22 protein-coding genes are annotated in these 23,116 nt (G+C 61.6%); 12 read left to right on the top strand and 10 right to left on the bottom strand.

The window, feature by feature from the left end:
• The first annotated feature begins 4 nt into the window (after positions 1-4).
• Positions 5-1,036 (top strand): HlyD family secretion protein, encoded by a 1,032-nt coding sequence (locus J3P85_RS12010; protein WP_434705954.1) that lies wholly within the window; start codon positions 5-7, stop codon positions 1,034-1,036.
• Positions 1,037-1,224: 188 nt separating this feature from the next.
• A complete protein-coding gene (locus J3P85_RS12005) occupies positions 1,225-2,328 on the top strand; it encodes a sigma-54 interaction domain-containing protein (protein ID WP_434705953.1) in 1,104 nt (367 codons plus the stop codon).
• Between the two features lie 263 nt (positions 2,329-2,591).
• Here the strand turns inward: J3P85_RS12005 and sfnG are convergent, their stop codons facing one another.
• The gene (gene sfnG, locus J3P85_RS12000) at positions 2,592-3,689 is read right to left on the bottom strand and encodes a dimethylsulfone monooxygenase SfnG (RefSeq protein WP_434705952.1); all 1,098 of its coding nucleotides are present in this window, start codon (positions 3,687-3,689) and stop codon (positions 2,592-2,594) included.
• Positions 3,690-3,728: 39 nt separating this feature from the next.
• Positions 3,729-4,292: an FMN reductase gene (gene msuE / locus J3P85_RS11995; RefSeq protein ID WP_434705951.1), complete on the bottom strand. Its 564-nt coding sequence runs from the start codon at positions 4,290-4,292 to the stop codon at positions 3,729-3,731.
• 375 nt (positions 4,293-4,667) lie between these two features.
• Here msuE and J3P85_RS11990 point away from each other — a divergent pair, with 375 nt between their 5' ends.
• Entirely contained in the window at positions 4,668-5,912 is a 1,245-nt protein-coding gene (locus tag J3P85_RS11990; protein ID WP_434705950.1) for an acyl-CoA dehydrogenase family protein, read from the top strand.
• A gap of 539 nt (positions 5,913-6,451) precedes the next feature.
• On the opposite strand, the gene J3P85_RS11985 is transcribed toward J3P85_RS11990, so the two are convergent.
• Positions 6,452-6,817, bottom strand: a complete 366-nt coding sequence (locus J3P85_RS11985; protein WP_434705949.1) for a hypothetical protein — start codon at positions 6,815-6,817, stop codon at positions 6,452-6,454.
• Between the two features lie 201 nt (positions 6,818-7,018).
• Between J3P85_RS11985 and J3P85_RS11980 the strand changes: the two genes are divergently transcribed.
• A complete protein-coding gene (locus tag J3P85_RS11980) occupies positions 7,019-7,744 on the top strand; it encodes a lysostaphin resistance A-like protein (RefSeq protein WP_434705948.1) in 726 nt (241 codons plus the stop codon).
• Between the two features lie 65 nt (positions 7,745-7,809).
• Positions 7,810-8,187, top strand: coding sequence for a hypothetical protein (locus J3P85_RS11975; protein ID WP_434705947.1), 378 nt, complete (start codon positions 7,810-7,812; stop codon positions 8,185-8,187).
• 174 nt (positions 8,188-8,361) lie between these two features.
• Here the strand turns inward: J3P85_RS11975 and J3P85_RS11970 are convergent, their stop codons facing one another.
• The 4 genes from J3P85_RS11970 to J3P85_RS11955 form a co-directional block, all read right to left on the bottom strand.
• The gene (locus J3P85_RS11970) at positions 8,362-9,057 is read right to left on the bottom strand and encodes a tRNA (adenine(22)-N(1))-methyltransferase (protein WP_434705945.1); all 696 of its coding nucleotides are present in this window, start codon (positions 9,055-9,057) and stop codon (positions 8,362-8,364) included.
• A 15-nt stretch (positions 9,058-9,072) separates the two neighbouring features.
• Positions 9,073-9,999 carry a Gfo/Idh/MocA family protein gene (locus J3P85_RS11965; RefSeq protein ID WP_434705943.1) on the bottom strand — a complete coding sequence of 309 codons (927 nt, stop codon included), beginning with the start codon at positions 9,997-9,999 and terminating at the stop codon, positions 9,073-9,075.
• A 118-nt stretch (positions 10,000-10,117) separates the two neighbouring features.
• Positions 10,118-10,912: a DeoR/GlpR family DNA-binding transcription regulator gene (locus tag J3P85_RS11960; protein WP_434705941.1), complete on the bottom strand. Its 795-nt coding sequence runs from the start codon at positions 10,910-10,912 to the stop codon at positions 10,118-10,120.
• 100 nt (positions 10,913-11,012) lie between these two features.
• Positions 11,013-12,020 (bottom strand): aldo/keto reductase, encoded by a 1,008-nt coding sequence (locus tag J3P85_RS11955; protein ID WP_434705940.1) that lies wholly within the window; start codon positions 12,018-12,020, stop codon positions 11,013-11,015.
• A 92-nt stretch (positions 12,021-12,112) separates the two neighbouring features.
• Between J3P85_RS11955 and J3P85_RS11950 the strand changes: the two genes are divergently transcribed.
• Positions 12,113-13,015, top strand: coding sequence for a LysR family transcriptional regulator (locus tag J3P85_RS11950; protein ID WP_434705939.1), 903 nt, complete (start codon positions 12,113-12,115; stop codon positions 13,013-13,015).
• Between the two features lie 106 nt (positions 13,016-13,121).
• Here J3P85_RS11950 and J3P85_RS11945 read toward each other — a convergent pair whose 3' ends face one another.
• Positions 13,122-13,463 (bottom strand): hypothetical protein, encoded by a 342-nt coding sequence (locus tag J3P85_RS11945; RefSeq protein WP_077506487.1) that lies wholly within the window; start codon positions 13,461-13,463, stop codon positions 13,122-13,124.
• 152 nt (positions 13,464-13,615) lie between these two features.
• Here J3P85_RS11945 and J3P85_RS11940 point away from each other — a divergent pair, with 152 nt between their 5' ends.
• Positions 13,616-13,852, top strand: coding sequence for a hypothetical protein (locus tag J3P85_RS11940; RefSeq protein ID WP_411384903.1), 237 nt, complete (start codon positions 13,616-13,618; stop codon positions 13,850-13,852).
• A 64-nt stretch (positions 13,853-13,916) separates the two neighbouring features.
• Here J3P85_RS11940 and J3P85_RS11935 read toward each other — a convergent pair whose 3' ends face one another.
• The gene (locus J3P85_RS11935; protein ID WP_434705938.1) at positions 13,917-14,831 is read right to left on the bottom strand and encodes a hypothetical protein; all 915 of its coding nucleotides are present in this window, start codon (positions 14,829-14,831) and stop codon (positions 13,917-13,919) included.
• A gap of 111 nt (positions 14,832-14,942) precedes the next feature.
• On the opposite strand from J3P85_RS11935, the gene J3P85_RS11930 reads away from it, so the two are divergent.
• Positions 14,943-15,428, top strand: a complete 486-nt coding sequence (locus J3P85_RS11930) for a thiol-disulfide oxidoreductase DCC family protein (protein ID WP_434705937.1) — start codon at positions 14,943-14,945, stop codon at positions 15,426-15,428.
• 999 nt (positions 15,429-16,427) lie between these two features.
• Here the strand turns inward: J3P85_RS11930 and J3P85_RS11925 are convergent.
• The gene (locus tag J3P85_RS11925; protein ID WP_434705935.1) at positions 16,428-17,615 is read right to left on the bottom strand and encodes a XylR family transcriptional regulator; all 1,188 of its coding nucleotides are present in this window, start codon (positions 17,613-17,615) and stop codon (positions 16,428-16,430) included.
• Positions 17,616-17,770: 155 nt separating this feature from the next.
• Between J3P85_RS11925 and xylA the strand changes: the two genes are divergently transcribed.
• From xylA to J3P85_RS11905, 4 genes are all read left to right on the top strand, one after another.
• Positions 17,771-19,087, top strand: coding sequence for a xylose isomerase (gene xylA / locus J3P85_RS11920; RefSeq protein ID WP_434705934.1), 1,317 nt, complete (start codon positions 17,771-17,773; stop codon positions 19,085-19,087).
• Between the two features lie 146 nt (positions 19,088-19,233).
• Positions 19,234-20,235, top strand: coding sequence for a D-xylose ABC transporter substrate-binding protein (gene xylF, locus J3P85_RS11915; protein ID WP_053119915.1), 1,002 nt, complete (start codon positions 19,234-19,236; stop codon positions 20,233-20,235).
• Positions 20,236-20,415: 180 nt separating this feature from the next.
• On the top strand, positions 20,416-21,972 hold the full coding sequence (gene xylG / locus J3P85_RS11910) for a D-xylose ABC transporter ATP-binding protein (protein ID WP_434705933.1): 1,557 nt from the start codon (positions 20,416-20,418) through the stop codon (positions 21,970-21,972).
• Positions 21,973-23,109 (top strand): sugar ABC transporter permease, encoded by a 1,137-nt coding sequence (locus J3P85_RS11905; RefSeq protein WP_186705902.1) that lies wholly within the window; start codon positions 21,973-21,975, stop codon positions 23,107-23,109.
• Positions 23,110-23,116: the final 7 nt, after the last annotated feature.

The raw sequence follows: 23,116 nt of genomic DNA, 5'->3' as shown, positions 1-23,116 counted from the left end.
CATCATGGCCTTATCGAAGAAAGCCCAGATCATCAGTGTCGTGCTGCTCGCCGTGGCAGCCGCCGGGGTGCTCTACGTCAATCGCCCTGAATCCAGCGCATCGACGCAGTCGACGGACGACGCTTATGTCCACGCGGACTTCACCACAGTCGCGCCGCAGGTGTCCGGTACCGTCGAGACGGTGTTGATCGAAGACAACCAGCGGGTCGAGAAAGGCGATTTGTTGGCGACACTGGACGACCGTGATTTCGTCGCCGCGGTGAACGCGGCCAACGCCCAGGTCGCCAGTGCCCGGGCCAGCATCGCCAGCCTGCAAGCGCACCTGAGCCGACAGCAAACCGCCATTCGCCAGGCTCAGGCGGCGGTGGCCGCGGACGAGGCGGCGCTGAAACTGGCCAGTGCCAACCAAGCGCGGTATCGCAATTTGGCCAACGATGGCTCGGGCACCGTGCAAGCGCGACAACAGGCCGAAGCGCAATTGAGCATCCAACGGGCGCGCCGGGACAGGAGCGAGGCGGGCCTGCAGGCGGCCCGGCAGCAAGTGGATGTCCTCAAGGCCGATCTGGAAAAAGCCCAAGCCACCCTCGCCCATGCCCAAGCCACGCAGGCCATCGAGGAACTGAAGCTGTCCTATACCCGCATCACGGCGCCGATCGCCGGCACCATAGGACGGAAATCCGTGCGCATCGGCGCATTCGTGAGTACCGGGCAACCGTTGCTGGCGATTGTGCCGCTCGACGCCGTCTACATCACCGCCAACTTCCGCGAGACGCAACTGGCGCGCGTCGCGATGGGCCAGGCCGTGGACATCACGGTCGATGCGTTGCCGGGCGAGTCGCTGCTTGGCACCGTGCAAAGCCTGGGACCTGCCAGCGGCGTCAGCTACTCCGCCATTGCGCCGCACAACGCCACCGGCAACTTCACCAAGATCGTCCAGCGCTTGCCGGTGCGCATTCGCATCGACCCCGACCAACCCGCCGCGGCGAAACTGCGGGTGGGAATGTCCGTGACCCCGCATATCCGCATTGATGGATAAATGCCAAGCCTGTGGGAGCGAGGCTTGCTCCCACAGTCGCCTAAGCAAATAACTTAAAGTTATTTATTATCATTTTTTTAGATCATTTAGATTAAGCCTTAAGCCCAATGGCTTCGCGGTATTGCCTTCAAGGAACGTTGGCATTCACCTACCTTCAGTCACGGCAATCTCATTAACGGGCCACCGTCATGCAGCTTCTAACACTACCTCCCTCCCCCGGCCTGGCCACCTCGATCCGTGCCACCGCCCAGGTCTTCGAAGACCCCACCTCCCGCGCCTTGCTGGCTCACCTGCAACAAGTCGCGCCCAGTGAGGCCAGTGTATTGATCATCGGCCAGACCGGGACCGGCAAGGAACTGGTGGCGCGCCACGTCCACAACCTCAGCGCCCGTCGCCACAAGCCCTTCGTTGCGGTCAACTGCGGGGCGTTTTCCGAGAGCCTGGTGGAGGCCGAGCTGTTCGGGCATGAAAAAGGCGCCTTTACCGGCGCGTTGACAGCCAAGGCCGGCTGGTTCGAGGAAGCGGACGGCGGCACCCTGTTTCTCGATGAAATCGGGGATTTGCCGTTGCCGATCCAGGTCAAGTTGCTGCGGGTATTGCAGGAACGCGAAGTGGTCCGGCTGGGTTCGCGCAAAAGCATCAAGATCGATGTTCGTGTGTTGGCGGCCACCAACGTACAGCTGGAAAGAGCCATCAATGCCGGACATTTTCGCGAAGACCTCTATTACCGTTTGAACGTGGTCAGCCTGGTGCTCAAGCCGCTGCGCGAACGTCCTGGCGACATTCTGCCGCTGATACGCCATTTCATTGCGCAGTACAGCCACAGGCTCGGTCACGGCGAGGTGACGCTGGATGCCCAGGCGCAGCGCAAGTTGCTCGATTATTCCTGGCCGGGGAATATCCGCGAGCTGGAAAACGTCATTCACCACACGCTGCTGATTTGCCGTAACAAAGTGATTGGTGTGCAGGACCTGCACCTGTCGAACTTGCGCATCGAGCGCCAGGACAACCTGCCGGAACCTGTACCCCAAAGTGCAGAGGCGCTCTTGCAGAAAGCCTTCGAGAAACTGCTCGAGCAAGGGCATGGCGATGTGTATGAAAAGGTCGAGGCCGAGTTATTGCGCACCGCCTACCGATACGCCAATTGCAATCAAGTCCATACCGCAAGCCTGCTGGGCCTGAGCCGCAACGTCACCCGCACGTTGCTGATCAGGATTGGCGAGTTGGTGGTCAATCGACGCCGCCCGGCACTGGACACCCGGGATGGCCGGGTGGTCAACCTGTCGACCTGACGCCCACACCTTTGTGGCGAGGGAGCTTGCTCCCGCTGGGCTCTGTAGGAGCTGGCGAAGCCTGCGATCTTTTAATCTTTCGCTTGAAACTCAAGCGTCTGGGCAAAGATCGCAGCCTCGCTCCGCTCGACAGCTCCTACAGGCCCAGCGGGAGCAAGCTCCCTCGCCACAAAAGCGGTTCGGCGATGGCTCATTCATGGGAGCGCAGTGCTTAAATCCCAGCACCTTGTCCGCCCCTCGTCCGCCCATGCTGCCTCCCGCGCCTAGGCGACCGCCGCCGTTTTGGCCGTCACTTTGCGTTGCTCCAGCTCTCGCACCAACGGCAGGACCTTACGGCCGAAATACTCGACTTCTTCCTGGAAGTGCAGGAAACCGGCGAGTATCAAATCCACACCCACGGCCTTGAGCGCGACGATGCGTTCGGCGATCTGCTGGGGGGTACCGATCAAGTTGGTCTTGAAGCCATCGTTGTACTGCACCAGGTCTTCGAAACTGGACTTGGCCCAGTTGCCTTCACCTTCCGGGCTGGACTTGCCGGCCTGTTTCGCCGCGTCACCAAAGGCATTGACGGCCTCGGGATCGGCCTGGTCGATGATTTGGGCAAGGACCGCCCGCGCCTCTTCTTCGGTGTCGCGGGCAATGACAAAGGCATTCACGCCGACCTTGACCTTGTGGTGGTTGGCCGCGGCTTTTGCCTGGAGATCATCGATCTGCGCCTTGACGCCTTCCACGGTATTGCCGTTGGTGAAGTACCAGTCCGATACCCGGGCGGCCATATCCCGAGCCGCACGTGAGCTGCCGCCCTGGAAAATTTCCGGGTGCTGCTGGAGGGGTTTTGGCTTGAGGGTGTAGTCGTGGAAGCGGTAGAAGTCACCGCGCAGCGTGAAGTTGTCGGTGGTCCAGATGCCCTTGAGGGCGGTGATGAATTCTTCGGAACGGCGATAACGCTCGTCGTGCTCCAGCCACGGCTCGCCAATGGCAGTGAACTCGCCCTTGAACCAGCCCGACACGACGTTGACCGCCACTCGGCCACCCGTCAGGTGATCGATGGTTGCGATCTGCTTGGCCAACACTGACGGCGTCCACGGCCCCGGCAACACCGCGGCGATGACTTTCAGGCGCGTGGTGGCGGCCAGCAAGGCATGGCTGAACGCTACGGACTCGTGCTGGTATTCGGCGCCGTAGCCGGCGGTAAAGCGCACCTGAGACAAGGCGTAGTCAAAGCCGGCCGCTTCAGCGATCTGCGCCAGCTTGCGGTTGTAGTCGATGCCCCAGTCGGTGCGTTGTTCGATTTTGCTGACCACCAGTCCGCCGCTGACGTTGGGCACCCAGTAGGCAAATTTGATCGTGTCCTGGCTCATTGCATGTACTCCACGGCTCGTTTTGAAAGGGAAAAGGGATCAGGCGGCACTGGCGTCGCGTCGAGCGCTCGGGACCAGGCTCAGCAGCGCCGACTCGACGGCGCGCTCGATACGCTCCAGCACCTGTGGGCTGGAAATGCGGTATTGGCTGAAATCGGTTTCGCTGGCATAGACGCCCACCGGCAGGCTGAGGGCTTGGAAGAAGCCGAACAGCGGCCGCAACTGGTGATCGATGATCAAGGCATGGCGATCCGAGCCCCCCGTCGCGGCGAGCAGCACCGGAACATTCTTGAGGGCTTCGTGATGGACAAAATCGAACAGGTGCTTGAACAAGCCGGTGTACGAGGCTCGATAGACCGGGCTGGCGGCGATCAGCAGATCGGCCGACTCGATGGCGTGCAGGTCGTCCTGTACCGCGGCCGGCAACGCCTCGCGACGCAACACCCCGGCAAACTGCGGACCGACCTTGGCCAGTTCGATCAAGCGCACCTCGATCGGCAGTTGCTGCGCGAGCCTGTCCACTATCGCCTGGAGCAGGGCCAGCGTGCGTGATGGGTGTTGCACGCTGCCTGACACCGCCACCACTTTGAATTGCTTGCTCATCAGTTACCCCATGCCTGGAGACGCCACCTCAGCGTCTGCACAGGGTGTAGAGCAGCAACCGTGCCACGTTGATATACCTTTAATAATCAAGGCGTTAGAAGTACCGCCTAATCACTTTGCTGTCGCTCGACGGACAAGCTGTTGTTCCACTGTTGCCTGGTGAACACCTGCGTTTCGATGCCTGTCGCGACAACTGTTGCCGGGCATACAGTTGCGCAACAGATTGTCCGCAGCCAGGACAGCCCTATCACCGACGAGCGTGGTACAGACCCGCATTCATGGGCGTCGCGGGTCGGGCATGGACCGTGCAATGACCGTTGGCACCGGCAGGTTTTCCCCCTGCCCGCCTACTCGCCATCAAGAAGGAACATCAACATGACCGCACAGCAACAACACCTGCCGCCAATCCTTTCCACCGGCACCGACTACGAGCCCTTGGCCGAACGCTTCCGGCCGATCTTTGCGCGCATCCAGGCCGGCGCCCTGGAGCGGGAGCAGACCCGCAGCCTGCCCTTTGAACAGGTGAAATGGCTGAAGGAAGCCGGCTTTGGCGCCATTCGCGTACCGCTCGAACATGGCGGTGCTGGGGCCTCGTTGCCGCAGCTGTTGCAACTGCTGATCGAACTGGCCGAAGCCGATTCCAACCTGCCCCAGGCCCTGCGCGGGCACTTTGCATTTGTCGAGGACCGCCTCAATGCCCATGCCAGCAGCCCGCAGGACATTTGGTTCAAGCGTTTCGTCGAGGGTGAGTTGGTGGGCAACGCCTGGACGGAAGTCGGCGCGGTGAAAATCGGCGAGGTCGTCACCCGGGTTTCCCGCCAGGGCGATCAATGGGTGGTCAATGGCGCCAAGTACTACAGCACCGGCAGTATCTTCGCCGACTGGATCGACGTGTATGCCCAGCGTGACGACAACGGTGCCGACGTGATTGCCGCCGTGCGCGTGCACCAGCCGGGCGTCAAGCAAAGCGATGACTGGGACGGCTTTGGCCAACGCACCACCGGCAGCGGGACATCGCTGTTCGAGAACGCCTTGGTCGAGGCGGAAAACCTCATCGACTTCTCCACCCGCTTCAAATACCAGACCGCGTTTTATCAACTGGTCTTGCTCGCCGTGCTGACCGGCGCCGGCCGTGCCGCGGTCCACGACATCACCGAGCAAGTGCGCAAACGCACCCGGGTCTTCAGCACCGGCAATGCCAGCGAAGTGAGCCAGGATGTGCAGGTGCAGCAAGTGGTCGGCCGGGCCTCGGCCCAGGTCTATGCCGCCGAAGCCACTGCCCTGCGAGCCGCGAGCGCTTCCCAACGCGCCTATGAAAGCCGCTTCAGCCAGAACGCCGAGACTGAACACACCGCCAACATTGCCGCCGAGTTGGAGTCGGCCCAGGCCCAGGTGGTGATCTCCGACCTGGTGCTACGCGCCACCAGCGACCTGTTCAATGCACTCGGCGCCTCAGCCACCAGCACCAGCAAGGCCCTCGACCGCCACTGGCGCAACGCCCGTACCGCCGCTTCGCACAATCCGTTGATCTACAAGGAACGGATTATTGGGGATTGGGAAATCAATGGGACGGAACCGCCGTATGTTTGGCAGATTGGTGGGGGGTCGAAGCAGTTGTGAGTAGATAGGTCGGTATGGATATCCGTTGCTGCGGTAACGGCGGCTTAGGGTTCCGCCCTGCTTCGTGTCCGCTGGAGATCAAATGTGGGAGCGAGCTTGCTCGCGATGGCGGTGGTTCAGCTACATGGATGTTGAATGTGCTGGCCCCTTCGCGAGCAAGCTCGCTCCCACAGTGGTTCTGTGTTGTACATGAGCTTCGTGTCCACTGGAGATCGGATGTGGGAGCGAGCTTGCTCGCGATGGCGGTGTGTCAGTTTGCGGTGATGTTGGATGTGCCGGCGTCATCGCGAGCAAGCTCGCTCCCACAGGGGGGGCCAGGTGCACATGGATTTTATGTCTGCTGAAGATCCAGCGTGGGAGCGAGCTGCTCGCGAAGGCGGTGTCACAGTCGATGACGATGTTGAATGTGCTGGCCTCTTCACGAGCAGGCTCGCTCCCACAAGTTTTACGGTGTACATGAGTTTGTGTCGGCTGAAGATCCAGTGTGGGAGCGAGCCTGCTCGCGAAGGCGGTGGTTCCGTTACATGGATGCCCGCGCCTTACACCACAAGCTCGACGTAGTGGGATTCCCCACCTCCAGTCGCGCCCGACAACCAACCCCATACGAAACTCAAGGTAGTACGCCCTTCGTGATCGACACCCACCGTCCCACGAGACCAGCCGGAAAGAATCTCACCCTCCGTAGTCAAGCATTGGAAGAGAAGCTCAATGGTATCGGGGCCCGTCACGCGTCCGACTTGATTGCCCAGGCGAATTCGGCCGCCTTGGTAGGTACTCGAAATGGCACCCTCCTGGACATGGTAATGGAATACCGTGCCTGTCCCGGAGAGTCCTTGGGCGTTGTCCGCCACCGTAAACCGGCGATTGTGCAAACGCTCGTTGAGAGAAGAAAAGGGAGTTTCCATAAGTGTCGCGTCCTTTAGTCGAGATGTTCCATCGCAGCCGTTGATGACCCTAAACCATTTTTGTCGCCACTGATAAAGCCCTTCGGGCAAGTACCCAGCTGCAGATCCAATTGCCGACCTCTCCACAAAGCCAATAGGAACTCATCCCAGCCGATCAAAACACTGGCATCATGCCTTTTTCCTTGCACTCACGGAGTGACTGTGACGAATCTAAGTGCCGCCCCTGCGTTTGCACCTGCCTCCACTCTATCGCCTTACCGCTTCTTTCCCCGGCTCGGGATGTTTGTGCTGGCCACCGTGGTCGTCTTCCTGGCGGCGATGCCCGAGGTCCTCTTCGTCCCCGCAGACATGCAGGCCTATCTGACGTTCACGACAACCTCCGGTATCACCGCGCTCCTTCTCTTCGCCCTTTTCGCCTTGCAATATCGCGCTGATTTACGTTCACAGTGGCGAGGTCGCTTCATCCGCAAACCCCTGCAATGGGGAGCGATGGGCACCATCGGGGCCTACCTGCTTTTCGGGGTCGCCGTCCTCGTACTCGGGTTGCCGCGTGAAGTGTTCATGGCCGAGCTTCTGGACGGGCTCAACAATTGGCAGGCCACGATCAAGATCGCCTCGCTGATCGTGCTGCCGCCCATCGCCGAAGAATTATTCTTCCGCCATTACATGCTCCGGCTGTTTCCCTACGAAAACAGCCGTGCCTGGACATGGATCGCGATCATCGTGACGTCGGCCATTTTCGCCGGCATGCACATCCAATACGGAAACTGGCTGACGGTCGTGCTGATCTTCGCCTGTGGCGGCGTATTCGCCGTCGCCAGAGTGGTCAGCGGTGGCCTGCTGGTGCCGGTGCTCCTGCATTCGCTGGCCGAGATTGTCGCACTGACAACGGACAAGTCGTTCTCGTTGATGGGGCTTTACGGTTGAGTCAGGCGAAGGCGCCATGCGACGCTATGATTTTGCGAACACCAGCATTTCAAACAAGGGCAACGATGAATACTCACGCAACATGCCTCGGACTGCTTGCCCTGACGCTTCCCTTGCTGTGCGAGCCCGTCCAGGCCTCCACATGGCAGATCTGTGAGATGGAGCTGCGTGTCGTCGAGGTGCTGAAACGACCCTATCCGCAGCTTCAGGCCCAGGTGGTGAAAGTCAGGCCGAAATCCGCCTCGGTGGAATGCCCGCAGCCAGGCTCGTTGCTCACCTTCACCCCGGAAACCCCGGACTATCAAGCCACGCTCCCCCGCCGCCAATGGCCCGGGAAAGGGCAGTCGGTACGGGTGGACTACCGCTATCTGGATGGTGTCTGTAAAGGCGACGGCAACTCGTATGCGTGTCGGATCAAACATTACCCGGTGGTGGGTCGATAAGCGGGCAGCCGGCGACCGGGGCTTTGTTCAATTTGGTGAAATGACTGATGGCCTCATCGCGAGCAAGCTCGCTCCCACAGGGGGTGTGAATGTTCACAGCATCCCGATTCACCCCAAAACCCTTTGTGGGAGCGAGCTTGCTCGCGATGACGTCGGCACATCCAACCCCAAGGCTCAGGCCAACAGCTCAGAGATCCACCGAACCTGCCGGGCAATGTCCTGCTGCTTTTCTTCAGGCACGGCCTGCCGTGCCTGGGCGAAACTGGCGAGGGTCTTGTGTTTCTGGCGCAACAGGCGCTGCCACTTGGCCAGGAAGATCGGGGTTCGGGCTTGCAGCTGCAGCGGGCCGAAATACAGCTCCTCGGCGGTGTACGCCACCGGCCCGGCGCGCTCGGCCACGATGATCTCGTAGTAGAAGCGGTTTTCCCGCAGCAATTCCTCCCAGAGGATGCGGTAGCCGTTTTCCATCAGCCATTGGCGCAGCGGTTGTTCGCCGCCGTTGGGTTGCAGGATCAGGCGCTCCCGACCGCTCAACCGCGCTTTGCCGCTGTCCAGGATGTCGCGGATCGTCTCGCCGCCCATGCCGCAGAGGCTGATCGCCGTGATTCCGTCCTCCGGCTCGATTGCCGCCAGGCCGTTGGCCAGGCGCACGCTGATCCGCTGCTCCAGGCCATTTTCGACCACCGTACGTTCGGCGGCGCGCAATGGCGTCAGTGCCACCTCACCGGCCACCGCCGTCGCGATGACGCCACGGCGCAGCAAGGCCACCGGCAGGTAAGCGTGATCCGAGCCGATATCGGCCAGGTGCGCGCCCGCCGGCATGTGCGCCGCCACGCGCTCCAGGCGCATGGACAATGTGTGTTCGTTCAACTGCAATTCCCTGGGTTAATCGTAGAACGGCTCGACCGCCTTCCGACTGCCGACAAAGAAGCTGTCGGCGACCAAGCGCAGTGGCTGCAGGTCCATGTCGCTGGCTTTGTCGTTGATCAGTTGTTGAAAATGCCGGTACACCGCCGCGTACTCGCCCTCCTCGGATACCGCCTGGCGCACGCCGTCGATGCTCAACAGCGCACCGCCGTTGTCCAGGCGCAACACGCCTTCGGCGCAGCGAATCTCGATGCTCCAGAGCTCGTCATGACCATGGTCGAAGTCGAACTCCGCACGGATATCGAGGTGACGCGCGTCGGCCATCTTGATGCTGGCGGCAATCGGCGACTGGCAGTTGTCCGGCACGCGCAACTCGGCCGATTCCACGAACAACGGCAGTGCCAGCAGATGGGTCGCGATCGACAAGGCATTGATGCCCGGATCGAACACGCCCAGGCCGCCGGGTTGCCAGATCCACGCCTGGCCCGGGTGCCACTTGCGCACGTCTTCCTTCCAATCGATCTGCACGCTCTGCAAGGTGCGGCTGGCCAGCCAGTCACGGGCGGCTTCGATGCCCGGGGCGTAACGGGAATGCCAGGCGAACAGGCCGCTGACGCCTTGCTCGCGAACCTGCTCCACCAAGGCCATGGCTTCACCCAACGTGGCGCACGGCGGCTTTTCCACCAGGACGTGCTTGCCGGCCGCCAGCGCCTGTTGCACCAGGGCGAATCGACCTTGCGGCGGCGTGCAGAACGCAATCGCATCGACCTGCGGACCGTTTTCCAGCAGCTCGCCCAGGGAGCGGAAGTTCTCCACCCCGGCGCAGGGCTGTCCTTGCGTGGCGACCGCCACCAGTTGGAACGCGGGGTTGGCGTGGATGGCTGGAACGTGTTGATCCTGGGCAATCTTGCCGTAGCCCACCAGGCCGAGACGAATCGGTTGCATCAATGACTCCTGATTTTTTGTACTTGTGATCGGCCAGCAAACTAGACGCAAATCGCCTGGCGGACAATGGGGGGCGTGCAGTATCTATTCGATTGCCCCGCCCAGTTGGGCAAATACTTCAGGCCCGTCGCTGTGCACCGTCCGCCGTCACGACGTTGGTCACCCGGCCGAAGAAGGGTTCGAGTCGCTCACGCGGCGCGTCGTGCTCCACCACCAGGGCGGCGACTTCTTCGCAGGCGGCCACCTGGTAGTGGGCAACGCTGGACAGCTTTTCATTGGTCACCGCCGCGATCACCTGCCCACTGGCCGCGACCACCGCGCGCTTGAACTCCGCGTCATCCAGGCCGAACGCCGTAACGCCATTATCGGGATCGATGGCGCAGGCGCCGAGGAAACACAGGTCAAAACTGAACTGGCGCAATTGCTGGACAGCCGTCAACCCGATCACACCACCGGCGACTGGGTTCAAGCGGCCGCCCAGCAGGATGACTTCGGCGCGGGGCAGTTTCATCAACTGGACCGCAATCAACGGTGAATTGGTGGTGAGGGTCAATGACAAGTGCGGATCGATGGCGCAGGCAATCGCCAAGTTGGTCGACCCGGCGTCGATGAACACGTGCTGGCCCGCGCGCAACAGTGCAGCGGCGGCTTGGCCGAGGCTGCCCTTGCGCATCGGGTCTTTGCGCACGCGCGCCTCCATCGACCCTTCGGCCGCGGGCACGAGGATCGCGCCACCATAAACGCGCTTGCACACCCCCGCCGCTGCCAACGCGCCCAGGTCACGCCGGATCGAATGCTCGGAGACCTTGAATTCGCTGGCCAAGTCAGCCGCGATCACCCGGCCATACCGGGCGAGACGCTGACTGATCAGTTGCTGGCGTTCACCAGGAAACGCTTCGTGAGGAGTAGTCATGACATTACAACCTGCGTAAACGAGCACTAATGATCACAAACGAGCAAATAGTGCCGGTTATGCAGCGAGGCGTCAAACCCGAGCGCTCACGCGGTAAACGTCAAGCGCCCCCAGGGACATTGGTGCCCATGCCCAATGGCAGGAACGGTTGGATCTCGTCGATTTCCTCGGCGCTGAGGCGCAGCTGTGAACCGGCAATCAACCCATCGACCTGGCCAGGCCGACGGGCACCGACAATGGCGCCGGTCACCACCGGCTTGCGCAGCACCCAGGCGATGGCGACTGCCGCCGCACTCACCCCGTGCCGTTCGCCGATACCGGCCAATACCTCCACCAGCGCCAGGTTCGCGCTCAAGCGAGGCTCCTGGAAGTCCGCGCTTCGCGCCTTGCGCCAATCGTCGTCGGGCAATTGGGCGATGCGTTCGCGGGTCATGCTGCCGGAAAGCAGTCCCGATTGAAGGGTGGAATAGGCCAGGACCCCCATTCCCGCCTGCTCGCAAAATGGCAGGACGTCGTCCTCGATGTCTCGCATCAAGGCCGAATACGGCGGCTGGAGTGAGACGATCTCGGTCACCGCCTGGGCCCGCTTGAGTTGCGCAACATCGAAATTGGAGACGCCGATAGCGCGAATCTTTCCCTGTTCACGGGCAGTGGCCAAGGCCGACAGTGCCTCCTCGATCCCTTCATTGCTGCCGTCGGCAGGAAAGGCCGGCCAGTGGATCTGATAGAGGTCAATGGTTTCGACTTGCAGTCGACGCAAGCTTGCCTCGACCTCGGCGAGCAGTGACTGAGGCGCCAGCGAGTGTGAGATCAACCGGGTGACCGGGTCCCACACCAGGCTGCCCTTGGTGAACACCAACGGACGCCGCGAAGCCGGTACCCGACGCAACAACTGCCCGACCAATTGCTCGGCATGGCCCAAGCCGTAAACCGCCGCCGTGTCGATCCAGTTCACCCCGCGCTCGACGGCATATTCAAGGGCGCCAAGGCTGTCCTCGTCATCCTGCGCGCCCCAACTGTATGCCCAGCCGGTGCCGGCGATGGCCCAGGTTCCCAGGCCAATAGGGGAAATCAGCAAATCCGATGATCCAAGACGATTCTTTTGCATAGTGCGTTCTCCACAGATGATGTGGCCAGTATCCGCGAGGGATCTCATGACGATAAGATGGGTAATCGTATTTGAACTATTGAAAATTATTCATGAGTCAGCACCCCGATCTGTCCGAGCTGGATGCCTTCGCCGCCGTCGCTCGCCATCGCAGCTTTCGCAAGGCCGCCGACGAGCGTGGCGTTTCGGCTTCTGCATTGAGTCACGCGATGCGTGCATTGGAAGCACGCCTGGGTGTCAGGTTGCTCAACCGCACCACGCGCAGCGTGACCCCGACCGAGGCCGGCCATCAGCTGTTGGCTACGCTGGCCCCTACCCTGCAGCAGGTTGCCGATGCCTTGGCGCAGTTGACCTCGCTGCAGGACGTGCCCGCCGGCAAGCTTCGCCTCAACGTGGCGCGTCCGGCGGCGCGCGCGGTCTTTGCCAAGGTGCTCGGGCCATTCGTGGCCCGGTATCCGCGCATTCAACTGGACCTGGTCACCGATGATGGCCTGACCGATATCGTCAGCGGCGGGTTTGACGCTGGTGTGCGCTTTGGCGAAAGCCTGGCCGGCGACATGATCGCCGTTCCTGTCGGGCTCCCTCAATCGTTCGTGACCGTAGCCGCGCCAACCTATCTGGCCGCGAAGGAGATTGTCCAGGCGCCACGGGACTTGCTCGACCATGCCTGCATCGCCCGGCGTTTTCCCAGCGGCAAGCTCTACGCCTGGGAGTATCAGGCCGAGGGGCAACCGATCCGGTTGTCCGTCACCGGCCCACTCATCCTTGAAGACGATGCGCTGATGATCCAGGCGGCAAAAGATGGCGCCGGGATTGCCTACGTGTACGAGGAGCTGGCGCGCGATGACCTGCGCAACGGATATCTCACAGAACTGCTTGCGCAATGGAAAGCGCCGCCAAGCCGGTTTTTTCTCTACTACCCCAGCCGACGCCATGTGCCGCCGGCCCTGAAAGCGCTCATCGAATTCATCCGGGCGCAAGATTGGCTAACCTGAAACCGCCAGGCAAAAAAAGCCCCGCGACCGAAGACGGTGCGGGGCAAAGGGAATTGGTTGGTTGCGGCCAACCAAAGGAGCACGGTGAAAAACGTTTACGGGCCGGTCAGATGCATTCCTGTGCGGCGCGTTCAAAACTTGAAGGCAAGAGGTTGGAAGCCAGCAGGTGGCGCTCGTAGATGAACACCTTGCCGCCGCTGCCGGCCTTGTAAGCTTCCAGCACGTTGTCCGCCGACACTTTGCTCGGCACCACAATGCGGTAGCTGCGCTGGGTCTGCGAGACCATCGGGTTCAAGGCATTGCCTTGCAACTTCGGTACGACGCACTCGGCGTATTGGGCCGGCGTCTTGCTGGTCTGCAAGGTCAGCGTCGGGTCATTCGGTGCCGAGGCACAACCGGCCAGCAACAACGGGGAAAACGCCAGGGGAAGCAAAAATAAACGGCGCATGGGTTAGGGTCCTGAAAACAAAAAAACGGGGCTGCGTGTTCGATGGCGCTGATTTTCCAATGATTGCCGGCAAAGCAGAACTTGCATTTGGTAATGGTCACTATTACTCCTAGCAATAGTTGCAAGCCGAGAAAGATTGATGAGGTCTATCCATGAGAACGTTTGATCTGATCCGCGACGCGGTATTGCCAGACTTCCGTGAGCGGGTGGCGGACTATCTGGTCCAGTACGAAAGCGTGCTGCTGAGCAATACAGAAGCCGACCCGGAACTCAAGCGGGCCACGGCCCATCAACTGCGCGGTTATCTGCGCGGGTTGAACACGACGCGGGTATTGGGCATGGCGGATTGGGAGGAACTGGATCGGCGGGTGGTGGATACGTGGCTTTAGCGCCCGGCCAATGACAGGCCGGACGTGCGGGAAGTTGTTCGATTCATTGTGGCGAGGGAGCTTGCTACCGCTGGGCTGCGCAGTAGCCCCCTGCCGGCTGCGGCCCAACACTGGCTTGCGCCCTGTCCACCAGCCGTTGCACCCATGCGGCATCCTGGTCATTGACCACCCCATAGCGGTTCGGCGGTAAGAAATTCCAGTGATGGGCGGCCTCGTCCAGGCGCTTGAGTTCATCGGCAGACAGCCAGTACGGCGCATCCATCAATGGCATCAACGCACCGTCGAAACGCCGGCCCAGCGGCAGGTTCGTACCAGGGGCGAAAGCGATCGCCAATTGCTGGCGGGGTTGCAGCAGCTTGTCCGGCGCCGGCATTTGCCCTACCCGTCCGTAACTGAAGTCGCCCGAAAACTCCTCCTTGAGCACCAGCCAATGCCCCGCCGCGGTCCGGGCCAGGATCCATTGCGACACACCGCTGTCCTGCATGTACTTCACTTTGCCGTCGGACCATTGCATGAGGGTGTTGCAATCCGGGTCATAGTCGTTGGACCACAGGCAGATGCCGGAAACCAGGGTATGGTGTTCAAGCTCGACCAGCCCTTGATCCGGCATCGACGCCCAATAACGCTTGGTCGGGTCGCGCGTATCACGCCAGACGTTGTGCACGATCCACGCCGCCATGAACAGCAAGGTGACGAACACAAGCCAGCCAAAGGAGGCCCCGATGATCCGGTCAAGGTCAACGCCTGGGGCGGATACCCCCTGATAGACCAGCAGCCCCAGCAGAAACACGATACCCGGCAACACCGGGCCCAGGCACAACGGCGGCACCAGCACCACGACCCAGCTGAAGCGATGCATGGTCGCACGCTCGCGCGCCCAGGCCAGTTCCTGAGCCAGCATCGGCGCCCGCTCCCGTGGGCCGATGCCCGGATCGGGGGTCTGGAAGCGGGTGAACAGGTTGTAGATGTCATCGCTCATGGATCGGACATGCCCTTGAAGTCATCATGGTCGAGCGCCCCTTCGGGACGCCCTTTGACGCTGGAACAGGCGTATTATCCGGGTAACCAAGCGCCGTGTAGACCCCCAATCATGCCCATCTCCCAGACCCGCCCTTCTCCCGCACCCTTGCTCAAGCCAGGCGAGACAGTGGTCCTGTTCGACGGTGTTTGTAAACTGTGCAATGGCTGGGCGAAGTTCCTGATCCGCCATGATCACGCCCGACGCGTGCGGTTGGCCTCCGTCCAGTCGCCCGAAGGACAAGCCTTGCTGGCCTGGGCGGGCTTGCCCTTGCAGCAGTTCGACACCATGGCCGTGGTTCGCGACCAACATTACTGGGTGCGCTCGGAGGCGATTCTTGAAGTGGTTGCCCTACTGCCCTGGGTTTGGCGTCCGGTGCAACTGCTGCGCTACGTCCCCCGCGTGTTTCGGGATTGGGCCTACGATCGCATTGCCCTGAATCGGTACCGGCTGTTTGGCAAGTACGACGTGTGCCTTTTGCCGAGCCCGGATCATGAGCGGCGTTTCTTGAAGGCGCCAACGCCTGGGGCCTGGCCGGTGGAACGGGTTGATAGTTAGCCAGCAAAAAGCGGGGCCGCTTCGCGCCCCAGCGGGAGCAAGCTCCCTCGCCACAAGAGCGGTTCGGTGGTGGGTCAGTTCAACAGGTGCAGGCTGTTGCCTTTGTGGCGAGGAAGCTTGCTCCCGCTGGGCTGCGCAGCAGACCCATGTCGTCAATTCAATTAGCCTGACACACCAGGGTGCCTGGTTTCAGGGCCGCTTCGCGCCCCAGCGGGAGCAAGCTCCCTCGCCACAAGAGCGGTTCGGTGGTGGGTCAGTTCATCAGGTGCAGGCTGTTGCCTTTGTGGCGAGGAAGCTTGCTCCCGCTGGGCTGCGCAGCAGACCCATGTCGTCAATTCAATTAGCCTGACACACCAGGGTGCCTGGTTTCAGGGCCGCTTCGCGCCCCAGCGGGAGCAAGCTCCCTCGCCACAAGAGCGGTTCGGTGGTGGGTCAGTTCAACAGGTGCAGGCTGTTGCCTTTGTGGCGAGGGAGCTTGCTCCCGCTGGGCTGCGCAGCAGACCCATGTCGTCAACTCAATTAGCCTGACACACCAGGGTGCCTGGTTTCAGGGCCGCTTCGCGCCCCAGCGGGAGCAAGCTCCCTCGCCACAAGAGCGGTTCGGTGGTGGGTCAGTTCAACAGGCGCAGGCTGTTGCCTTTGTGGCGAGGGAGCTCGCTCCCGCTGGGCTGCGCAGCAGACCCATGTCGTCAATTCAATTAGCCTGACCCACCAGGGTGCCTGGTTTCAGGGCCGCTTCGCGCCCCAGCGGGAGCAAGCTCCCTCGCCACAAGAGCGGTTCGGTGGTGGGTCAGTTCAACAGGCGCAGGCTGTTGCCTTTGTGGCGAGGGAGCTCGCTCCCGCTGGGCTGCGCAGCAGACCCATGTCGTCAACTCAATTAGCCTGACCCACCAGGGTGCCAGGTTTCAGGGCCGCTTCGCGCCCCAGCGGGAGCAAGCTCCCTCGCCACAAGAGCGGTTCGGTGGTGGGTCAGTTCATCAAGAGCGGTTTGGCAGAGGGTCAGTGTGTGGTCGCATTTGCCCCCTGCTGATATTCCCGCGGCGTGCAGCCGAATTCGCGGCGAAACACGGTGTGCAGGTATTGCGCCGATTTGAAGCCACAGCTCTGGGCGATGTCGGCAATTGGCGCATCGGTGTTTTCCAGTCCGTTGGCGGCGGCGGCCAGTTTGAAGCGCAGGATTTCGTCGTGGACGCTGCAGGCCCGTTCCTTGCGAAAATGCGCCTCCAGCGATGAGCGCGATATCCCGACATAAGCCGCCACTTGGGCGGTCTTGATGCCCTGGCAGGCGTATTGGCGGATGAAGAGCAGGGCCTGCATGACATAAGGATTGCCCAACGGTTGATGCAGGCTCGATACCTGTACGTTGATCGCATCAGGCGGGACCAGGATCTGCGTGCCCGTGGACGGCATGCCGTGCAGCATCTGGTGGAGCAGGCGCGCGGCGGTGCGGCCCATGGTTTCGGTGCCCTGGATCACCGAACTCAGCGGCACCCGTGTCAGGCTGCGGGTAAGCGGGTCGTTGTCGATGCCGATCAACGCCACTTGCTCCGGCACGGCGATGCCGGCGGTCAGGCAGGCTTGCAGCAGTTGTCGGGCGCGGGCGTCGCTGACGGCGATGATACCGATGGGTTTGGGCAGGCTTTGCAGCCAGGCGATCTGCTGTTCGACGGCGCTGTCCCAGAGCGGTGCGCTGGTGCCCATGCCGCGATAGACCTCGGCGTGCAGGCCATCGCGCAGCAGCAGTCGGCGGAAGGCTTTTTCCCGCTCCTGGGCCCAGCGATTGGCTTGTGCCTCGGGCAGGCTGAAACAGGCGAAGCGGGTCAGCCCGGCCTCGATCAGGTGCTCGTAGGCCAACCTCATCAACGCATCATTGTCAGTGGCGACGTAGGGAATGCCCTTCGGGTAGGCGCGCTCATCCTGATAGGAACCGCCCACCGCCACCACCGGCAGCTTGATCCCGGCCAGCGCCTCGCCGATCAGCGGGTCGTCGAAGTCGGCAATGATGCCGTCGCCTTGCCAGCGTTCGATGCCTTTCAAGCGACAGAGAAAATCCTCCTCGAGAAACAAGTCCCAGGAGGCACGCGTGCTGCTCAGGTAGTTGCCGATGCCGCTGATGATGCCGCGGTCGTAGATCTTGCTGCCATTGAACAGCAACGCAATGCGGTGAACGGGCGGAACGGTTTTCATTGGTTTAACCCTGTGCCGATCGACACAGACTAGGCGCGCACACGGCGAATCTCAATACTCAAAATCGAACTGCCCATTGGTGATTTTCATAATCAGCAGCCACGGGGCCGGCGTTAGTATCGGGACACCGCCAAGAATAAAAAGGAAACCTGCACATGCCCTACTTCCCCGGTGTCGACACGATTCGCTACGAGGGCCCCGCCAGTGATTCGCCGCTGGCCTTCCGTCACTACGACGCCAACAAACTGGTGCTCGGCAAACCCATGCGCGAGCACCTGCGCATGGCGGTCTGCTACTGGCATACCTTCGTCTGGCCAGGGTCGGATGTGTTTGGTGCCGGCACGTTCAAGCGTCCGTGGCAGCACGCTGGGGATCCCATGGAAGTGGCCATCGGCAAGGCCGAAGCGGCTTTCGAGTTCTTCTCCAAGCTGGGCATCGACTACTACTGCTTCCACGACACCGATGTCGCCCCGGAAGGCAATTCACTCAAGGAGTACCGCAACCACTTCGCCCAGATGATCGACCACCTGGAACGCCATCAGGAACAAACCGGGATCAAGCTGCTGTGGGGCACCGCCAACTGCTTCAGTAACCCGCGTTTTGCCGCCGGCGCCGCCAGCAACCCGGATCCGCAAGTGTTCGCCTGCGCCGCCGCCCAAGTGTTCAGTGCGATGAACGCCACCCAACGCCTCAAAGGCTCCAACTACGTGCTGTGGGGCGGTCGTGAAGGCTACGAAACCCTGCTCAATACCGACTTGAAACGCGAGCGCGAACAGCTGGGCCGCTTCATGCGCATGGTGGTCGAGCACAAGCACAAGATCGGCTTCAAGGGCGACCTGCTGATCGAGCCTAAGCCCCAGGAACCGACCAAGCACCAGTACGATTACGACAGCGCCACGGTGTTCGGCTTCCTGCAGCAGTTCGGCCTGGAAAAAGAGATCAAGGTCAACATCGAAGCCAACCACGCCACCCTGGCTGGCCATAGTTTCCATCACGAGATCGCCACGGCTGTCTCCCTGGGGATTTTCGGCAGCATCGACGCCAACCGCGGCGACCCGCAAAACGGCTGGGACACCGACCAGTTCCCTAACAGCGTCGAGGAAATGACCCTGGCCACCTATGAAATCCTCAAGGCCGGTGGCTTCGGCAATGGCGGGTTCAATTTCGATTCCAAGGTCCGGCGCCAGAGCCTGGACGAAATCGATCTGTTCCACGGCCACGTCGGCGCCATGGACGTGCTCGCCCTCGCCCTGGAACGCGCGGCAGCCATGGTGCAGAACGATCAGTTGCAGCAGTTCAAGGACCAGCGCTACGCCGGCTGGCAACAACCCTTCGGCCAAGCAGTCCTGGCCGGCGACTTCAGCCTGGAATCGCTGGCCGAGCACGCCTTTACCAACGACCTGAATCCCCAGGCCGTCAGCGGTCGCCAGGAGATGCTCGAGAACGTGGTCAATCGGTTTATCTACGCCTGACAACGGGCAAAAGTCGGGGCACAGCGGCTGTTACATTCTCGCGACAAATCTGTGCCCACGACGCCCTGCAACGCTCTACAGTTCTACCCGGTATCACGCTCATCGTCAGGCAGTGTCTTTCAAACAACAATAAAAGGACGCACCACATGAAAAGATTCAAACGTACCCTGCTCGCCGGCGCCCTCGCCCTGCTCTCGCTTCCGGTCATGGCCGATGCGACCCATCCGAAAATCGGTTTCTCCATCGATGACCTGCGCCTGGAACGCTGGTCGCGGGATCGCGACTACTTCGTCGCGGCGGCGGAAAAACTCGACGCCAAGGTCTTCGTCCAGTCCGCCGATGCCAACGAGCAGAAGCAGATCTCGCAGATTGAAAACCTGATCTCCCGTGGCGTCGATGTGATCGTCATCGTGCCGTTCAACGCCACCGTGCTGACCAACGCCGTCGCCGAAGCCAAAAAGGCCGGGATCAAGGTCGTCTCCTACGACCGACTGATCCTCAACGCCGATATCGACGCCTACATTTCCTTCGATAACGAAAAGGTCGGCGAGATGCAGGCCAGCGGCGTGCTGAAAGCCGCGCCCAAGGGCAACTACTTCCTGCTCGGTGGCGCGCCCACGGACAACAATGCCAAGGTCCTGCGCGAAGGCCAGATGAAAGTGCTGCAACCGGCCATCGACAAGGGTGATATCAAGATTGTCGGCCAGCAGTGGGTGAAGGAATGGAACCCCACCGAAGCCTTGAGCATCGTGGAAAACGCCCTGACCCGGAACAACAACAAGATCGATGGCATCGTTGCCTCCAACGACGCCACCGCCGGCGGCGCCATCCAGGCCCTGGCCGCGCAGAAAATGGCCGGCAAGGTGCCGATCTCGGGCCAGGACGCCGATCTCGCGGCGGTCAAGCGCGTGATCGACGGCACCCAGACCATGACCGTCTACAAGCCGCTGAAGCTGATCGCCTCCGAAGCCGCCAAGCTCTCGGTACAACTGGCGCGCAACGAGAAGCCGACCTTCAGCTCGCAGTACGACAATGGCAGCAAGAAAGTCGACACCATCCTGCTCACCCCGACGCCGTTGACCAAGGACAACATCGACCTGCTGGAAAAGGATGGGTTCTACACCAAGGCGCAGATCGCCGGGCAGTGACCTGACCAGGCAATCAAGCAAAGACCTGTGGGAGCGAGCTTGCTCGCGATGACGGTAGCCCATCCAATATCGATGCCAGCTGAACCACCGCTATCGCGAGCAAGCTCGCTCCCACAGGTCACTTGGCTTGACTGCCTGGTCCACTGTCTATGTGTAAGCCCTTTTTCATGAGCCCTTGCCATGTCCGACTACCTGCTGCAAATGAACGGCATCGTCAAAACCTTTGGCGGTGTCAAAGCCCTGAACGGCATCGACATCAAGGTCAGGTCCGGGGAATGCGTTGGCCTGTGCGGTGAAAACGGCGCGGGTAAATCCACCCTGATGAAAGTGCTGTCGGCGGTCTATCCCTACGGCACCTGGGAAGGCGAGATCATTTGGGACGGCCAGCCGCTCAAGGCGCAGTCCATCAGCGAGACCGAAGCCGCCGGGATCGTCATCATTCACCAGGAACTGACCCTGGTCCCCGACCTGTCGGTGGCCGAAAACATCTTCATGGGCCACGAGCTGACGCTGCCCGGCGGGCGCATGAACTACCCGGCGATGATCCACCGCGCCGAGGCCCTGATGCGCGAACTCAAGGTACCGGACATGAACGTCTCGCTGCCGGTTTCCCAGTACGGCGGTGGCTACCAGCAGTTGGTGGAAATCGCCAAGGCGCTGAACAAGCAGGCGCGACTGCTGATCCTCGACGAGCCCTCTTCAGCCCTGACTCGCTCGGAAATCGAGGTGCTGCTGGACATCATCCGCGACCTCAAGGCCAAGGGCGTGGCCTGCGTGTACATCTCCCACAAGCTCGATGAAGTGGCCGCTGTGTGTGACACCATCTCGGTGATACGCGACGGCAAACACATCGCCACCACCGCCATGGCGGACATGGACATTCCCAAGATCATCACCCAGATGGTCGGGCGGGAAATGAGCAACCTCTACCCCACCGAACCCCATGACATCGGCGAGGTGATTTTCGAGGCGCGCCACGTCACCTGCTACGACGTCGATAACCCCAAGCGCAAACGGGTCGACGACATTTCATTCGTCCTCAAGCGCGGGGAGATTCTCGGCATCGCCGGGCTGGTCGGCGCCGGTCGCACGGAACTGGTCTCTGCGCTGTTCGGCGCCTACCCCGGTCGCTACGAAGGCGAAGTATGGTTGGGCGGCCAACCCATCGACACGCGCACGCCGCTCAAGTCGATCCGCGCCGGCCTGTGCATGGTCCCTGAAGACCGCAAGCGCCAAGGCATCATTCCTGACCTGGGGGTGGGCCAGAACATCACCCTGGCGGTGCTGGACAGCTACGCGAAACTGACCCGCATCGACGCCGAAGCCGAACTGGGCAGCATCGACAAGGAAATCGCGCGCATGCACCTCAAGACCGCGAGCCCGTTCCTGCCGATCACCAGCCTCTCCGGCGGCAACCAGCAAAAAGCCGTGCTGGCCAAGATGCTCCTGACCAAACCCCGGGTGCTGATCCTCGATGAGCCCACCCGCGGCGTGGACGTCGGCGCCAAATACGAGATCTACAAATTGATGGGCGCGCTGGCGGCCGAAGGCGTGTCCATCATCATGGTGTCCTCGGAGCTCGCCGAAGTCCTGGGGGTTTCCGACCGCGTCCTGGTGATCGGCGAAGGCCAGTTGCGCGGCGACTTCATCAACCACGAACTCACCCAGGAACAGGTGCTCGCCGCCGCGCTCAGCCACCCCGATGGCCATAACAATAATGATCGGAAGTCCGCGTAGATGAATCAGGTCAAACAGCTGTTTTCCCGCTACAAAATGCTCGCGCTGGTGATCGCCGTGGCGCTGATCTGGCTGTTCTTCAGCTGGCAGACCGACGGTGGGTTCCTGACCCCGCGCAACCTGTCCAACCTGCTGCGGCAGATGTCCATCACCGGGATCCTGGCCTGCGGCATGGTGCTGGTGATCATCAGCGGCGAGATCGATTTGTCGGTGGGCTCGTTGCTTGGGTTATTGGGTGGCCTGGCGGCGATCCTCGATGTGGTCTATCACATCCCGCTGCTGGCGAACCTGAGCCTGGTGGCTTTGTGCGGCTTGGTGATCGGCTTGGGCAACGGCTACATGACCGCCTACCTGCGCATCCCGTCGTTCATTGTCGGGCTGGGTGGCATGCTCGCGTTTCGCGGCATCCTGCTGGGCGTGACGGGCGGCACCACCATTGCCCCAGTGTCACCGGAGCTGGTCTATGTCGGCCAGGGTTATTTGCCGCACACGGTCGGGACCGGGCTCGGCATCCTGCTGTTCGCCCTGACCCTGTTCCTCACCTGGAAACAGCGGCGCAACCGCGCCCTCCATGGCCTGGCAGCCCACTCCCTGGTGCGTGATGGGTTGCGCGTGGCATTGATCGGCGCGGTGCTGGCCGGGTTCGTCTACACCCTCAACAGTTACGACGGCATTCCGGTGCCGGTGCTGCTCCTGCTGATCCTGCTGGGGGTGTTCAGCTACGTCACCAGCCAGACCGTGTTCGGCCGCCGCGTCTACTCGGTGGGCAGCAACATGGAAGCCACGCGCCTGTCTGGCATCAACGTGCAAGCAGTAAAGCTGTGGATCTTCGGCATCATGGGCGTGATGTGCGCCCTCGCCGGCGTGGTCAACACCGCCCGCCTGGCCGCCGGCTCACCCTCGGCCGGCAACATGGGCGAACTCGACGCCATCGCCGCCTGTTTCATCGGCGGCACCTCCATGCGTGGTGGTTCCGGCACTGTCTACGGCGCTCTCCTCGGTGCGCTGGTGATCACCAGCCTGGACAATGGCATGTCCATGCTCGACGTCGACAGTTATTGGCAGATGATCGTCAAAGGCAGCATTCTGGTGCTGGCGGTGTGGGTGGACGTGAGTACGCGCACTGGGCGGCGGTGATGGGCTC

This window comes from Pseudomonas sp. Z1-12 (assembly GCF_051132015.1).
Lineage (GTDB): Bacteria > Pseudomonadota > Gammaproteobacteria > Pseudomonadales > Pseudomonadaceae > Aquipseudomonas > Aquipseudomonas zanjanensis.
This window is presented reverse-complemented; position numbering and strand designations above follow the sequence as displayed.